Below are 12,587 nucleotides of genomic sequence, written 5' to 3'. Positions count from 1 at the left end.
GCCTACCCGGCCGCGCCCGTGCCTTCGCCCCCCCGGGCCCTGCCCTCACCGCCGGGTTGGCCGGGCGGGGGCCGCCCTGCCCGCGAAGCGCGGCCCCCGCCCGTCCAACCCGGCGGTGAGGGCAGGGCCCGGTGGGGCGAAGGCACGGGCGCGTCCGGGTAGGCGACATCGAGTCCTCCGAGGTGCTCGGCGAGCGGCGTCACCGGCGAGCAGCACGCGGCCTTGCCGGTACGCCTCCGCCAGCCGCGTCTCGTTGCCGAAGCGCGACAGCCACCGGGGCTCTCGCATCCCGAAGTCGGAGCCCGCCACGCGCGTGAGGCTCGCCCGCAGCTCGTCCAGGGGGGAGCGGCTGCTTGAGGGGCGTGTGCTCGCGCCGGGCGTCCGCGACGATGCCATCCCCCATGGGGACGATGACGGCGTCGCCGTGCGCGTGGGTGAGGGCGAGGCAGGAGGCGGGCCAGGCCACCTTCGCGTTGCTCGATGACGTGCTCGGGTTCACCATCGAGGAGCAGGCCTTCGGTGCTCAGCAGGGCGAGGGCCCTCCAGTGGCCGAGCGGATGCGGGCGTTCGCCACGCCGCGTTTTCCCCAGGTGGCCCGGGCGGTGGACGCGCTGGTGGACTTCCGACTTCGACGCGCGCTTCGCCAGGCACGGTGAGCCGCGCGGGGCCTTCCGCAAGGCATTCGACAGCGACCCTGGACCGTGGAGCACCTGGGCGCGCGTGTATCGGAACGGGAGGGATTGGCAGGTGACGCCCGGTGGCGGGCCGCGTCTGCTCGTGCACGCCTGAATGTCAGACTATTGGAAGCAGTCCTTGACGTCGCCCGGTCACGCACCCACCTCAACTGGAGTGGAAGTGCTTGCGTGAAGAACGAATCCCGGCTGCCTGCTCACAATGTGACCATCGAGGGCTGGGTGGTGGAGTGGCTCGCCCTCTACTGGCAGATGCCCGCGGCCTCCATCGACACGCGGCGTCCCCTGGTGGAGCAGGGGCTCGACTCCATGGGGGCCATCTCCCTGGCGCATGACCTGGAGCAGTGGTTGGGTTTGCCGCTCACCCTGTCCTTCCTCTGGGAGCAGCGCTCCATCGAAGCCCTGGCTCGTGCCCTGGCTTCGCCGGGAGACCTGTTCGCCCAGGCACCTCCGAGCGAGTCCACCGAGTCGACGTGGGCGTCCGGCGGTGCGACTCCCGCGTCCCTGGGCCAGCAGCAGCTCTGGCGACTCAACAAGCTCCAGTCGGGAAGTGCTCGCTTCCATGTCCACCTGGGGCTGCGATTCGACGGTCCGCTGGATGTCGACTCCCTCAGGCTCAGCCTCCAGGAAATCGTGCGACGGCATGAGTCGTTCCGGACGACGTTTCACGAACAGGACGGGCGGCTGACGCAGGTGGTGGCATCACCGTCGCGGCTGGAGATGCCTGTCGTGGACCTGCGCGCGGAACTGGACGGGGACCTGGGACGAGCGCTGGGCTCCGCGTCCTTCCGGACACTCCATGAGGCGCAGGGGCGCACGCCCTTCGACCTCCAGGCCGGACCGCTGATTCGCACGGCCCTGGTCGTGCTGGCGGACCAGACCCATGTGTTGTTGGTGACGCAGCATCAGCTCATCACGGATGGGTCCTCGCTCGGCGTGTTCGGTCGGGAACTGGCGTCCCTGTATCGCGTCTTCCATGCGGGGGTGCCATCGCCGCTGGCCCCACCGTCGCGTCAGGTGGCGGACGTGGCGCGCTGGGAGCATGCGTGGCTCTCCGGAGAGGCAGCGCAGCGGCAGCGTGAGTACTGGCGCGCGCGGCTGGACGGGGTGCCCGCCCTGACGCTCGCGTCGAGGAACGCCGATGCCGAGGACCCGCGGCTGGGAGGACTGGTCTGTTTCGAGGTTCCCGTGGCCCTGACGTCGGCCTGGAAGGCGCTGGCGAGCAGGGAAGGCGCGACGTTGTTCACCGCCCTCTCGGCCGCCTTCGCCGTGCTGCTGCGCTCGCATGCGGGCCAGGAGGATGTGCTGCTGGGCACCGTGGTGGCGAACCGGGGGCGGCGCGAGCTTCGCGACGTGGTGGGGTATCTCGCCAACACCGTGGCGCTCCGGTGTGACTTGACGGGCAACCCCTCGTTCCGGGAGTTGCTGGCGCGCCACCGCGTCCGCACCACGGAGGACCTGAGTCATCAGGAGCTGCCGTTCGACGAGGTGGTGCGGCACGTCCGCGACGCCGGGGGCGCGCCGCCGAGGGTGCGGGCCGCATGCGTGTTCGAGAGTCTGGCCACCTTCGAGCTGACCATTCCCGGCCTGTGCTGCACGCTGTTGTCGGACACGCCGGATGCGTCCGTCCCCGGCACGGCCCGCCATGAGCTGACGTTGCTGTTGCGCGAGGACGAGGGAGGCCTGCGGGGCGCCTTCGAGTACGCCGCTGACGTGTTCAAGCCCGTGGAAGTCGAACAGCTCGCGGAGCGCTTCCGCCACCTGCTGGGCCGCGTCGTGGAGACGCCCGATGCGCGGCTCGATGACCTGCTGCCTCCCGGGGTCGCCGCGCCGTTCGGGTGACTCAAGCGCTGGAGTCCGAAGGCGGTGTCCCCACGGGACAGGCCTCGGGCACGGCCTCCATCAAGGCCTGGCGGGCCTCCTCGAAGTCGCGCAGGGCGGAGTCCACTTGCGCGCTCAGGTGCTCCGGCGGCTCCTGCTGTGAGCGGGCCTCCAGCTCCTCGCAGGTCCGCGAGAGGCGCGCCGCGCCGAACAGGGCCGCGCTGGAGCGCAGGCTGTGCGCGTGCCGGGTCAGCGCGGCCGCGTCGTTCTCCTCCAGGGCGAGACGGAACGCTGACAGGTGCTTGTCGGCGTTGCGCAGGAAGTCGCGCACCAGCGTGGCAAGTTCGCTCCGGTCCGGGCCGGTGAGCAGCTCCAGTCGTTGGAAGGCGGCCGGGTCGAACGCGACGGCGGGGGGCGCGGGAGGCGGTGCGAAGCGAGGTGCCTCCGCCGCGTTCTCCAGCGCCGCCACCAGCACCGACGCCTCCACGGGCTTGGTCACGAAGTCGTTCATCCCCGCCTGGAGACACAGCTCCTGGTCTCCCTGGATGACACTCGCCGTCATCGCGATGATGCGAGGGTTTCCATAGCGCCGCGCGTCCGCGCGGATGCGCCGGGTGGCCTCCAGGCCATCCATCTGGGGCATGTGGACGTCCATGAAGACGACGTCATATGGCTCGCGCTCCAGCGCGCCGAGCGACTCCTCGCCATTGCCCGCGACGTCGGCCTCGTAGCCCAGCTTCTTGAACAGGCGCAGGCCGACCTTCTGGTTGATGGGGTTGTCCTCCACCAACAGGATGCGCAGCGGCAGGCGCTTGCCCAGGGTGCCGTCCAGCTCGACGGTGGGTCGCGTGGGGACCACCTGTCCTTCCTTGAGGACGACTTCGAGCGTGAAGATGGAGCCCACGCCCACGGTGCTCTGGACGCGGATGGTGCCGCCCATCATCTCCGCCAGCCGCAGGCTGATGGCGAGCCCCAGGCCCGTGCCGCCGTAGTGGCGGCTCGTCGACGCATCCACCTGGCTGAACGAGCGGAAGAGCCGATTCATTCGCTCGGTGGGGATGCCGATGCCCGTGTCCTGGATGGTGATGCGCAACGGCCAGCTCTTCGCTTCGGCGTCGGGGGGCGCCTCTCCCTTCGAGACGTGGACGGAGACGCCGCCCTCGTGGGTGAACTTGAGCGCGTTGCCCACCAGGTTGACGATGACCTGCCGCAGTCGCGTCTTGTCGCCAAGCAATGCGTCGTGCACGTCCTCGTCCACCGAGTGCCGCAGGTAGAGCCCCCGGGTGGACGCCTGGGGGCTCAGCAGTCCCATGCACTCCTTGATGCCCTGGCGCAGCGAGAAGGACTGACTGTCGAGTTCGAAGGCGCCGGCTTCAATCTTGGAGAAGTCGAGCAGGTCGTTGATGAGGCGCAAGAGCGCGTCGCCGCTGGTGTGGATGACGTCGACGCACTCCTTCTGCTCCTCGGTGAGCGATGTGTCGCGCAGGAGCTGGGCCATGCCGAGCACGCCATTCATGGGCGTGCGAATCTCGTGGCTCATGTTGGCCAGGAAGCTGGACTTGGCGGCATTGGCCGCGTCGGCCTCCGCGCGCGCCGCGTCCAGGGCCACGTTCTTCTCGCCCATCGCGGAGAGGGCGTCCTGGGCCTCGGTGACGTCGAGGAAGGCCCACAGCCGGCCGCGCGCGGAGCCTCGGCGCGCGGGGACGCAGGAGACGGACAGCGTCTGGTGCGGTGACTCGAAGTGCCAGAGCATGTTGCGCAGCTCCGGCTCGCTGCCGTCGAACATGCGCGCCATCCGCTCCTCGATTCGCGCGCGGTTCGTCGCGCGCTCACGCAGGGTGGCCATGGCGCGGGACATGAGGTGGGCGGCCACCTGTCCCTCCGGAAGGCCGAGCAGCGTGGCACCCGGCTTGTTCACCCACGTCTCCACGCGGTTCTGCTCCAGGAAGACGAGCCCGCAGGGCACCGCGTCGGTGATGGAGTCCACGCGCGCGCGCAGCGTCTCCGTCGCGCCTTCCAAATCGCACTCGCGCGCGGCGGTGAGCAGGAGCCCGGACAAGGCCCGGAGGGCTTCCTGCTCGGTGGACGTGAAGGGCGAGGGGTCCTGGCGAAGCAGGACGAGGCCCCCCTTGCGGTCATCGACGGACTGCCACGGCAGCACGGCCATGGCCCCGCGCAGGGGCGCCGGAAGCGCCAGGTCCGTGGGGCTCGGCTCGAAGAAGCGCCACTCCGCTTCGCCCAGCACCCCTCGGAAGAGCAGCTCTCCCAGGTGGGCCAGCCGGGGGCGCGTGGCGGGGGTGCCCGCCAGCTCGAAGACCGTGACAGCGTCGATGCGGCGCAGGCTGACGGCCACGTCCGCGCGACAGGCCTGGCGCACCACCTCCAGCACCCTCGCGAGCTGACCGCCATCCCGGAGGGACAGGGCCTTCACCGAGGCCACCATCAGCTCCGTCACCGAGGGGTCCACGCTCGGTGGTCCCGGGGGCTCACCCGGGTCGGAGGCATCCTTCCGCGACAGACTCACGAGGCGGCGAGTGCCTTGGCGATGAGCGTGTTGACCTCGTGGGGCGCGGTCAGGTGCGGCAGGTGTCCCTGATTGGGGACGTGGTGAAGCTGCCCCTGGGGCAGGCTCTTCGCCAGGTATTCGCCCACGCTGTTCGGGACGGCGAAGTCGTTGAGCGGCTGGACGACCCAGGCCGGAATGGTGAGTCGGGCGACCTGCTCGCGGAAGTCGGACTCGAAGATGATGCGAATCACGCCGATGGCGATGTCGGGTCGCAGCGCGACGAGGGACTCGGAGAAGGCCCGGACCATCTCGGGTGTCGCGGAGGGGCCCACGGCGGCCTGCGCGAAGCCGCTGGCCCAGGCGTCGAAGTGTTTCTCGATGGTCTCGTACAGCGCGTCGATGTCCGGCCGCTCGAAGCCGCCCAGGTAGTTGGGGGCGTTCATGTAGCGCGGCGACGCGCTGATGAAGAGCATGGAGCGGAAGAGCTCCGGACGGACCAGCCCCGCCAGCAGGCCAATCATCCCGCTCATGGAGTGGCCCACGTAGAAGACATCGCGCGCCTGGACGGCCTCCAGCACCTCAATCAAGTCCAGCGAGTAGCTCTCCAGGCTCGCGTAGCGATGCGGACTGTAGGCCTCCAAATCCGAGCCCAGGGCGCCCACATGGTCGAACAGGACGATGCGGTGCGTATCCTCGAAGGCACGCACCTGGTTGTGCCACGCTTTCTGATTGTTGCCGAAGCCGTGGGCGAGCACGAGCACGTCGTCGCCCCTGCCGACGACCTGCACATTGTTTCGAGTGAGGACCGTCTTGGACATGGCTGGCGCAGTCTAAGCCAGGCACCACGTCAGCGCCGACCAGCCCCGCATGCCCACGGGTCGACCAATCAACGAAGTGTCGCGCTGACCCACCCGACCTCGTGGAAACCCCTGAGCCCGCATTGGGTCGGGAAACGTGGGTGTCATTGACGCCAGGGCAAGCGCGCGCGACGCGAGGCCCGTGCCCGGTCGGCCATGTCAGACATTCGTCCCGTCAGCCCCGGCACAGAGTGAGGCGCCATTGTTGGCGGCCGCCCATTCGAGGGCAGGACGGATTGAGAGGGATTTGGTCGGCGATGACAACGGGCGCGGGAGGGGTGCGCGCATGGGGTTGGCAATCGTCTTGATGATGGTGGGCATGATGTTGGTCACTCCGGAAGGCCCAGAGGCACGTCGTCCCGGCACGACGGAGTGGAGGCTGAGCCAGACCGCCACGGGCGCCCAGTTGGAGGGATACGCCGGAGCGACCAGCGTGCAGCGGGGCGAGTCCATTGACATCCACGTCCGCACGGACGGCGCGCGCCCCGTGAGCTGGGAACTCTTCCGCATGGGCTACTACGGGGGGACCGGCTCCCGGAAGATGGCGTCCGGCGGCCCCATCACCATCGGCTCCCAGCCCACGCCCGTGGCGGACCGGACGACGGGACTGGTCGAGTGCCGCTGGCCCACCAGCTTCACCGTCCCCACGCAGGCGAGCTGGCCCAGCGGCGTCTACCTGCTCAAGCTGCGGCGCGACGACGGGCCCCAGTCCTACGTCATCTTCGTCGTCCGCGCGGACGAGCGGAAGAACACGGGCGTCCTGCAGATTCCGTTCACCACCTTCCAGGCCTACAACGCCTGGGGCGGCGAGAGCCTCTACAGCGACTCACTGGGGCTGTCGGGAGGCCACGCCAAGGTCGTCTCGTTCGACCGGCCCTACGTGGATGGCAATGGCGCGGGTGAGTACTTCTACGCCACGCACAACTTCGTGTTGTGGGCCGAGTCGAAAGGCTACGAGCTGTCCTACGTCACCAATGTCGACGTGGACAGGGACCCCTCCCTGCTGCTGGGGCAGCGGCTGTTCCTTTCGGTGGGGCATGACGAGTACTGGTCCCGCCCGGCCCGGACGGCGGTGGACGCGGCGCTCGCGTCAGGTGTGAACCTGGCGTTCCTCGGCAGTGACACGAGCTGCTGGCTCATCCGCCTGGAGTCCTCGACCGCGGGCGCGTCGCGGCGCAAGCAGGTTTGCTACAAGGACGAGGCCCGCGCGGAGGACCCGCTCGCGGGCACGCCGCTCGTCACCGTCCGCTGGCGCAACGCGCTGCTCGGTGAGCCGGAGAACGGGCTCGTGGGGGTGATGTCCGACGCGTGGGGAATCATTCCCCAGCCCTACGTCGTGCGCACGCCCGGAGCCTGGCCCTTCGCGGGTACGGGGCTCGCGCAGGGTGACTCCATCCCCGCCGTCGTCGGCTACGAAATCGACCGCGCGTGGACGAACGGCGCTTCTCCCCCGGGCTTCATCCCGCTGGCGCAGTCCCCGGCCATCAGCAACAAGGGCGAGCCCAACTGGCACACCTCCGGCCTCTACACCGCACCCTCCGGCGCGTTCGTCTTCTCCAGTGGCGGCATCTCCTGGTCTCAAGGTCTGTCCCATCCCCACTTCGCCGACCTCCGCGTGCAGCGCATCACCGACAACGTGATGCGCAAGGCAGGCCTGGTGCCCACGCTCGACGGGGACACCTTCGGCGCGCGGAACCCCCGGCCCGTGGACCGCACGGGCCAGTCCGCCGGGGTCTCCACGTTCGCCGGGAGCGCGTTCCAGGAAGGCTTCGTGAATGGCCCGGCGTCACAGGCGCGCTTCCGCAGGCCCGTGGGTGTGGCCGTGGATGGAACGGGCACGGTGTTCGTGGCGGACACGGGCAACCACGCGGTGCGACGCATCGCCAATGACGAGGCTCGCACCGTCACCACCATCGCAGGCACGGGGACGCCGGGCGTGGGAGAGGGGCCGGGCGCGACGACGGCGCTGCGCTCGCCGGAGTCCATCGCCATCGCCCCGGATGGCACCCTCTACGTGGCGGACACGGGCAATCACCGCATCGTCCGCATCGCTCGGGATGGACGCTGGACGGTGAGCACCTTCGCGGGCTCGAAGGACGGACGACAGGGCAAGAGCGATGGCGTGGGCACCGCCGCGCGCTTCCAGACGCCTGGCAGCGTGACGTTCGCGGGCGCGGACCTGTACGTGACGGACACCTTCAACCATCGGCTCGCGCGCATCTCTCCGGAAGGGAAGGTCACCACGGTGATTGGCGCCCGGGGCTCGGGCAGCACCAACGGCCCCGCCGCGCAGGCCCGCTTCCATCGGCCGACGGCGGTGGCCTTCGGCGGGGGCGCGCTGTGGGTGGTGGACACGGGCAACCGGCTCATCCGGCGGGTGGCGATGGATGCCAGTTTCACCACCTCCACCGTGGCCGGAGCCGTCACAGGGGGCTTCGCGGATGGCGCGGGAGGCGCGGCGCTGTTCCTGCCCATGCTGGGCGCGGCGTATGTCGACGGGCGATTGCTGCTGACGGACACCGGCAACGAGCGCATCCGCGCGCTCGTCGGTGGACAGGTGCGCACCTATGCGGGGACGGGGGCGCATGGCGCGCGGGACGGCGCCGCCGAGCAGGCGACCTTCAGTCTGCCCACGGGCGTCGCGGGACTGCCGAACGGAGACGTGCTCGTCGTGGACCAGGGCGCGTCGACGATTCGCAAGCTGCTCGCGCCATCGAGCGGCGGAGGCCCGCGTCCGGTGCCACGCATCACCGGAGGTCCCTTCTCCGGTGCCTCCGCGCCGCTGGACGTGTTCCTCGATGCGACGACGAGCACGACGACGGACCCAGGGGGCTGGCTTCAGCGCTTCCGGTGGGACCTGGGCGACGGCACGACGTCCGACGCGGCCTACCTGGAGCACCGTTACACCCAGGTGGGCCGCTACACCGTCACGCTCACCGCGACGGATGGCAGGGGCGTGAGTGCTTCCACCACCCAGGTCATTCGCGTGGGCGTGACCGGGGAGGGCACGCCCTGAGTCGTGGCGAAGACGTCAGGACTTCGCGAAGGCGAGCAGGTCCGAGTGGAACTGCTCCCGGTGCGTCACGGAGAGACCGTGCGGCGCGCCAGCGTAGACCTTCAGCGTGGAGTTCTTGATGAGCTTGGACGACAGGTGCGCCGACGCGCCGATGGGGACGATCTGGTCGTCGTCGCCATGGATGATGAGCGTGGGGACGTCGAACTTCTTGAGGTCCTCGGTGAGGTCCGTCTCGGAGAACGCCTTGATGCAGTCGTAGGCCGGCTTGAGGCCACACTGCATGCCCGCGAGCCAGAACGCGTCCCGCGCGCCCTGGGAGACCTTCGAGCCCGGGCGGTTGGCGCCGTAGAAGGGCGTGGTGAGGTCCTTGAAGAACTGCGAGCGGTCGGCGAGCACTCCGGCGCGGATGCCGTCGAAGGCCTCGATGGGCAGTCCGCCGGGGTTGGCGGCCGACTTCAGCATGAGCGGAGGCACCGCGCCCACGAGCACCGCCTTGGCCACGCGCTTCGTCCCATGCCGTCCGATGTAGCGGGCCACCTCGCCGCCTCCAGTGGAGAAGCCGACGAGGATGGCGTTCTTCACGTCCAGGGTGTCGAGCAGCGCCGCGAGGTCGTCGGCGTAGGTGTCCATGTCGTTGCCATCCCACGTCTGCGTGGAGCGGCCATGGCCACGGCGGTCATGCGCGATGCAGCGAAAGCCATTGGAGCCGAGGAAGTAGAGCTGCTCGTCCCAGCTGTCGGAGCTCAGCGGCCAGCCATGGCTGAAGACGATGGGCTGACCCTTGCCCCAGTCCTTGTAATAGATGCGCGCTCCGTCCTTCGTCGTGATGATGCTCATGGGCGTGACTCCGAGGGGATGACTGCGATGGAGTCACGCTAGCCGTCGACGCCAGGGCTCCCCACCCCCGGGCGGGGCGGAGCGCGGTCCCCCTGTCGGGGGATGGCGGCTTCACAGCGCGACAGTCGTCTCGAAGTCCCTGCGTCCGGTAAGCGTCCGGTGACGAACGCGGAGGCTGACTCGGTCCGACGTGGGCCGTGGGGCTGGCACTAGGGTCCTGACCCGTGGACCCAGGGGATGCAGGCAAGACACGGAGGAACACGGGGGGGCTCCAGAAGGTGGGGTCCTGGTTCCGTGCGGGCGCCTGGAAGAGCGCGGTGGCACGCGTCGTCTTCGTGGGCATGGCGTGGTGGGCCCTATGTGACGGAGACCCGAGCAGCTTCATCTTCGGCGTGCCCGTCGTCGCGACGGTGTCGGTGGTGAGCTTCCTGCTGAGTCCGCCCCGAAGCTACGGGTGGCGACTCACGGAGGTGGTGCGCTTCGCCGGCTACTTCCTCGCGGGCTCCGTCCACGGCGGCTTCGATGTGGCGCGCCGCGCGCTCGCGCCGAGCATGCCCATCTCTCCCGTGTTCGTCCGATATCGGATGAGCCTGCCCGGAGGCGCGCCCCAGATGGTGTTCAGAATCACCCTCAGCCTGATGCCGGGCACGTTGAACGCGGACGTCCTCGGGGACGAACTGGTGGTGCATTCGCTCGTGGACCGGGGCGAGGGCATCCAGCACGAGTTGAAGAACCTGGAGTGGCGCGTGTCGCGACTCTTCGGACTGGGGCTGCCTCCGCCGGAGCCCGCGCATGCATGAGCTGCGCACGGGCCTGGCCTTCTTCCTGCTCCTGAACATCCTCGCGGGGATGGTGCGAGTCATTCGCGGTCCCACCGTCACCGACCGCTTCATCGTGGCGCAGCTCTTCGGGACGACGGGCGTGGGCGTCCTCATCCTGCTCGCGGCGGATGCGGGCAGGGATGCCTTGCGTGACGTCGCCCTGGTCTTCGCCCTGCTGGCGCCCGTCACCGTCGTGGCCTTCGTACGCTTCGCGGTGGGGAGCGATGCAGCCCCTGGCTCGGACAAGGAGCCGAGGCCATGAGCCCCCTGGACTTCCTCTCCGCGGCGTTCCTCTTCGGCGGCGGCGCCTTCTGTCTGGCGGGCACGGTGGGCGTGCTGCGCTTCCCGGATGTGTATTGCCGGCTGCATGCGCTCACCAAGGTCGACAACCTGGGCCTGGGGCTGGTGGTGGTGGGGCTGGCGCTCCAGTCGGGCTCGTGGGCGACGGCGCTCAAGCTGCTCCTCGTCTGGTTCTTCGTCCTCATCTCCAGCGCCTTCACCTGCCAGCTCATCGCCCGCGCGGCGCTCCGTGGCAGGGGCGCGGCGCCCTGGGGAGGACGGCGGGAGCCATGATGGATGTGCTGCTCGATGGGGTCCTCGCGCTGTGCCTCCCCTTGCTGGCGTGGCTGGTGTTGCGGACCGAGTCGCTGTCCCAGGCGGTGGTGCTCTTCGTCGCGTTCGGACTGCTGTCCGCGTTGGGCTGGGCGAGGCTGGAGGCCCCGGACATCGCGCTGGTGGAGGCCGCGGTGGGCACGGGCCTCACCGGCGCGCTGCTGATGCACACGTTGAGCTGGACGGAGGAGACGCCGCCCGACATTCGCGCGCGGGGCCGGCGCAGGCCCTGGGCCCTGCTGGCGGTCGCCGCGTCCACGCTCATGCTCGGGTGGGCCGTGCTCGCGCTTCCCGCCGACAGCCCGGGGCTGGGGCCGCTGGTGGAGGCGCGGCGGGAGGAAAGCGGGGTGAAGCACCCCGTCACGGCGGTGCTGCTGAACTTCCGGGGCTACGACACGCTGCTGGAAATCGCGGTGTTGCTGGTGGCCGCGCTGGGGGCGCGGGCGGTGAATCCGCGCAGCGAGCGGCCCACCCCGGACGCTGGAGATGACCCGCTCACCGGAGAGTTGTTCCGGATGATGATACCGGCCCTGCTGCTGGTGGCGGGCTACCTGGTGTGGGTGGGGGACCATGGACCAGGAGGGGCGTTCCAGGCGGGCGCCATCCTCGCGGGAGGCGGCGTCGTGGCCCTCCTCACGATGCGGATGGGGCCGCCCCGGATGTCCTCCTGGCAGGTGAGGTGGGCGCTGCTCACCGGGCCCATGCTCTTCATCGGCGTGGCGGTGGCGCCGCTGTTCACCGGGAGGAGTCTGCTGGAACTCCCGAGGCTATACGCGGGCACGCTCATCTTCGTCGTGGAGCTGGCGCTGACGGTCACCATCGCCATGGTGCTGCTGATGTTCTTCCCAGGCACGCGTCCCCCCAGAGCGGGAGCGGAGGGCGAGCCATGAACCCGTGGGCCGTCTACGCGCTGTCGGGCGTGGCGATGTTCAGCGTGGGGCTGGTGGGGCTCTTCTCCCATCAGCACGTGGTGAAGCGCATCCTCGCCTCGAACATCGCGGGCTCCGGGGTGTTGATTGTCCTGGTCGCCCTGGCACGGCGCGCGCCGTCGGGCGTGCCGGACCCCGTGCCCCACGCGCTGGTGCTCACGGGCATCGTCGTGTCGGTGAGCTCGACGGCGCTGGGCGTGGCCCTGGCTCGACGCATGGCCCGGCTCCGCGCCCAGGAGGCACGGGCTTCCGAGCGACCGCCAGGCCCCGGCGGAGAAGGTCCATGATGGCGGACACGGCCTTGATGGCGTGGCCCGTCGCGCTTCCGCTGATGGGTGCGGTGCTGGCGCTGCTGGTGGGGCGCGCGGGGGTGCGCCTGGTCGCGGGCGTGGCCTCCGTGGCCACGCTCATCGCGTCATCGCTGGTGGCCTGGGAGGTCTCCACGCAGGGAGTGCTTCGCCAGCAATTGGGAGGGTGGGGCGCACCGCTGGGCATC

12 protein-coding genes and 1 pseudogene are annotated in these 12,587 nt (G+C 69.9%); 9 read left to right on the top strand and 4 right to left on the bottom strand.

Features of this window, described 5'->3' with window-relative positions; translation table 11 throughout:
• Positions 1-45: 45 nt before the first annotated feature.
• On the bottom strand, positions 46-396 hold the full coding sequence (locus tag HR086_RS38150; protein ID WP_174468088.1) for an FAD-dependent monooxygenase: 351 nt from the start codon (positions 394-396) through the stop codon (positions 46-48).
• A gap of 5 nt (positions 397-401) precedes the next feature.
• Here HR086_RS38150 and HR086_RS38145 point away from each other — a divergent pair, with 5 nt between their 5' ends.
• Complete coding sequence (locus HR086_RS38145; RefSeq protein WP_174468087.1) at positions 402-656, top strand: hypothetical protein; 255 nt, start codon at positions 402-404, stop codon at positions 654-656.
• A 207-nt stretch (positions 657-863) separates the two neighbouring features.
• The gene (locus HR086_RS38140) at positions 864-2,534 is read left to right on the top strand and encodes a condensation domain-containing protein (protein ID WP_174468086.1); all 1,671 of its coding nucleotides are present in this window, start codon (positions 864-866) and stop codon (positions 2,532-2,534) included.
• 1 nt (position 2,535) lies between these two features.
• Here HR086_RS38140 and HR086_RS38135 read toward each other — a convergent pair whose 3' ends face one another.
• On the bottom strand, positions 2,536-5,037 hold the full coding sequence (locus tag HR086_RS38135; RefSeq protein WP_174468085.1) for an ATP-binding protein: 2,502 nt from the start codon (positions 5,035-5,037) through the stop codon (positions 2,536-2,538).
• Positions 5,034-5,837 (bottom strand): alpha/beta fold hydrolase, encoded by an 804-nt coding sequence (locus HR086_RS38130; protein WP_174468084.1) that lies wholly within the window; start codon positions 5,835-5,837, stop codon positions 5,034-5,036. The genes HR086_RS38135 and HR086_RS38130 overlap by 4 nt, the downstream gene beginning before the upstream one ends.
• Positions 5,838-6,162: 325 nt before the next feature.
• On the opposite strand from HR086_RS38130, the gene HR086_RS38125 reads away from it, so the two are divergent.
• On the top strand, positions 6,163-8,892 hold the full coding sequence (locus HR086_RS38125) for a N,N-dimethylformamidase beta subunit family domain-containing protein (protein WP_174468083.1): 2,730 nt from the start codon (positions 6,163-6,165) through the stop codon (positions 8,890-8,892).
• Between the two features lie 15 nt (positions 8,893-8,907).
• Here the strand turns inward: HR086_RS38125 and HR086_RS38120 are convergent, their stop codons facing one another.
• Positions 8,908-9,729, bottom strand: coding sequence for an alpha/beta fold hydrolase (locus HR086_RS38120; protein ID WP_174457772.1), 822 nt, complete (start codon positions 9,727-9,729; stop codon positions 8,908-8,910).
• A gap of 317 nt (positions 9,730-10,046) precedes the next feature.
• Here HR086_RS38120 and HR086_RS38115 point away from each other — a divergent pair, with 317 nt between their 5' ends.
• The 6 genes and pseudogenes from HR086_RS38115 to HR086_RS38090 form a co-directional block, all read left to right on the top strand.
• Positions 10,047-10,529, top strand: a complete 483-nt coding sequence (locus tag HR086_RS38115) for a Na+/H+ antiporter subunit E (RefSeq protein ID WP_174468082.1) — start codon at positions 10,047-10,049, stop codon at positions 10,527-10,529.
• Positions 10,522-10,812 carry a monovalent cation/H+ antiporter complex subunit F gene (locus HR086_RS38110; protein WP_141642529.1) on the top strand — a complete coding sequence of 97 codons (291 nt, stop codon included), beginning with the start codon at positions 10,522-10,524 and terminating at the stop codon, positions 10,810-10,812. Before HR086_RS38115 ends, HR086_RS38110 begins: the two co-directional genes overlap by 8 nt.
• Positions 10,809-11,123 (top strand): monovalent cation/H(+) antiporter subunit G, encoded by a 315-nt coding sequence (mnhG, locus tag HR086_RS38105; RefSeq protein ID WP_141642528.1) that lies wholly within the window; start codon positions 10,809-10,811, stop codon positions 11,121-11,123. The genes HR086_RS38110 and mnhG overlap by 4 nt, the downstream gene beginning before the upstream one ends.
• A complete protein-coding gene (gene mbhE / locus HR086_RS38100; RefSeq protein WP_174457770.1) occupies positions 11,120-12,052 on the top strand; it encodes a hydrogen gas-evolving membrane-bound hydrogenase subunit E in 933 nt (310 codons plus the stop codon). Before mnhG ends, mbhE begins: the two co-directional genes overlap by 4 nt.
• On the top strand, positions 12,049-12,378 hold the full coding sequence (locus tag HR086_RS38095) for an NADH-quinone oxidoreductase subunit K (protein WP_174457769.1): 330 nt from the start codon (positions 12,049-12,051) through the stop codon (positions 12,376-12,378). The genes mbhE and HR086_RS38095 overlap by 4 nt, the downstream gene beginning before the upstream one ends.
• Positions 12,375-12,587 (top strand): annotated as a pseudogene (locus tag HR086_RS38090) (hypothetical protein); the annotation flags it as partial. The gene HR086_RS38095 and the pseudogene HR086_RS38090, both read left to right, overlap by 4 nt.

Source organism: Myxococcus sp. CA039A, assembly GCF_013336645.1.
In the GTDB taxonomy this organism is placed as follows: Bacteria; Myxococcota; Myxococcia; order Myxococcales; family Myxococcaceae; genus Myxococcus; species Myxococcus llanfairpwllgwyngyllgogerychwyrndrobwllllantysiliogogogochensis.
This window is presented reverse-complemented; position numbering and strand designations above follow the sequence as displayed.